This window comes from Sulfitobacter sp. (assembly GCF_041552635.1).
Classification (GTDB): domain Bacteria; phylum Pseudomonadota; class Alphaproteobacteria; order Rhodobacterales; family Rhodobacteraceae; genus Sulfitobacter.
Map to the genome: position 1 here is coordinate 1 of NZ_JBFEKM010000379.1, position 1,261 is coordinate 1,261.

Below are 1,261 nucleotides of genomic sequence, written 5' to 3' on the forward strand. Positions count from 1 at the left end.
CCAGACAGCACGGCCCCTGTCGCCGCGTTTTATTACCCCAACGGATATTCCCTTGGGGCCAATACCTTGGGGCACGATATCATTACCGCCGCTGGCTTTCGAAATCTTACGAAAGAACTGGGCATGACGGGCAGCGGCACTCTGGATCTTGAGCAGTTGGTGGTGCAAGCCCCTGATGTTCTGATCGCGTCGCCGCGCTATCCGGGCGGGTCCCGGTCCGAAGAGATCATGTTCCACCCCGCCATCGCCCATTATGCGCGCGACAAAAAGCTTATCTACAGTTCGGCAGACTGGGTCTGCGGTACCCCGATCACATTGCGTGCGGTCAAGGATGTCATCCGCGCACGCGACGCCATCATTCATCAGGAGAAAAACCAATGACGACCGATCCGACGCCGGAAGAAAACAAGCAACACGCAGAACGGATGGCCAAGGTTCAGGCCGCCCGCAAAAAGATGATGGCCAAAAAGACCAAGACCAAAGGTTTGATCATCATCCACACCGGCGACGGCAAGGGCAAAAGCAGCTCTGGATTTGGGATGATCTTGCGCTGCATCGGGCATGGATTTCCTTGCGCAATCGTCCAGTTCATCAAGGGATCAATGTATTCGGCCGACCGTGAACTGCTGGTCGACCGCTTTAGCGACATCTGCCAGATTCACGTGATGGGAGAAGGCTTTACCTGGGACACGCAAGACCGCGAACGCGATATCGCGGCTGCGCGCCGTGCTTGGGAAAAGGCCAAGGACCTGATCCGCGACCCGCAAAACCGCATGGTCCTGCTGGACGAGCTGAACATCGCCCTGCGGTATGATTATCTGGATGCAGAAGAGATCGCCGAATTCCTGCTGACCGAAAAGCCCGAGATGACCCACGTTGTCATTACAGGCCGCAATGCGCCGGACCGTTTGATCGAAATCGCAGATCTTGTGTCAGAGATGAAAGAGATCAAGCACCCTTTCCGCAAGCAGGGCATCGCCGCGCAGGCTGGTGTTGAATTCTGAAAAGTAGTCCGCGCCGCCTGTCGGCCCGTGTTTGAAAGGCATCGTGTTATGAACAAGATTACGCTGGTAACGGGCGGTGCGAAATCCGGCAAAAGCCGCCATGCCGAGGGCATCGTAAAGGCGTCTGGTTTGTCGTCGATCTATATCGCGACCGGTCAAGCGCTGGACGACGAGATGGCAGACCGGATCACCGCGCATAAAATACAACGCGGGGACGGCTGGCAAACGATCGAAGAGCCGCTTGATCTGTGTGGTGC

2 protein-coding genes and 1 pseudogene are annotated in these 1,261 nt (G+C 56.6%); all 3 read left to right on the forward strand.

Annotated elements, in window-relative coordinates:
- A pseudogene (locus ABYT07_RS21235) lies at positions 1-381 on the forward strand (cobalamin ABC transporter substrate-binding protein); the annotation flags it as partial.
- Complete coding sequence (cobO, locus tag ABYT07_RS21240) at positions 378-1,004, forward strand: cob(I)yrinic acid a,c-diamide adenosyltransferase (RefSeq protein ID WP_372993975.1); 627 nt, start codon at positions 378-380, stop codon at positions 1,002-1,004. The pseudogene ABYT07_RS21235 and the gene cobO, both read left to right, overlap by 4 nt.
- 48 nt (positions 1,005-1,052) lie before the next feature.
- The coding region (locus tag ABYT07_RS21245; protein ID WP_372993976.1) for a bifunctional adenosylcobinamide kinase/adenosylcobinamide-phosphate guanylyltransferase at positions 1,053-1,261 on the forward strand (209 nt) is incomplete at its 3' end.